Annotated in this window: 1 protein-coding gene; it reads right to left on the bottom strand. The window is 57.1% G+C overall.

Translation table 11 applies throughout. From position 1 onward, the window contains the following. Positions 1 to 369 (bottom strand): 50S ribosomal protein L11 (locus EI28_RS11520; protein ID WP_048114994.1); only part of this gene is annotated, 369 nt, incomplete at its 3' end. Positions 370 to 636: the final 267 nt, after the last annotated feature.

The raw sequence follows: 636 nt of genomic DNA, 5'->3' as shown, positions 1-636 counted from the left end.
CTCTTTGACCGCGGACTTCAGATCGTACGAGAGCATGCCATCAAACTTCATACGGGCAATACGAACGGCGGCCTCCAGCGGCAGATCTCCTGCCACCAAAGCACCCGGCTCTGTAGACCCCTTCGTGATGCCGGCCTCTTTCATGACGAGCGCCGTCGTGGGCGGAATGCCCACCTCAATCGTGAAGTTCTTCTTATCGTCGACCGTTACCGTCACCGGCACCTGCATGCCGTTGAATTCGGCTGTTTTCTGGTTGATTTCGTCGACGACAGCCTTCACGTTGATACCGAGAGGTCCGAGCGCGGGCCCCAGAGGCGGGCCTGCTGTTGCCTTGCCACCGGGTACCAATACCTCGACCGTTTCTGCCATACAAGTTCACCAGCTTATTATTCCTCAGGGGAATAGTTGCCTGGGTTATCTAAGGTCAACGTGGGAGGATTTAAAGTACAGTACCCGGGCGGCATACGAGCGGTGCATGAACCGCATGCCCGGCAGTCGGGAATCGGATCGCCGTCGGTATAGCAGGACGCGGCAGGACAAAAAAGAAATTAGCGTTGTATTCTTCAGGAAGCGTCTTCCGAGCGTTCCACGACGCGAACGGAGTCGCCGCGGACCGTGATCGGGATCGGAACCATA

Origin of the sequence: Methanoculleus sp. MH98A, from assembly GCF_000691865.1 — an archaeon.
In the GTDB taxonomy this organism is placed as follows: Archaea; Halobacteriota; Methanomicrobia; order Methanomicrobiales; family Methanoculleaceae; genus Methanoculleus.
The sequence above is the reverse complement of the archived record's forward strand: the minus strand, read 5'-3'. Positions and strand labels throughout refer to the sequence as shown.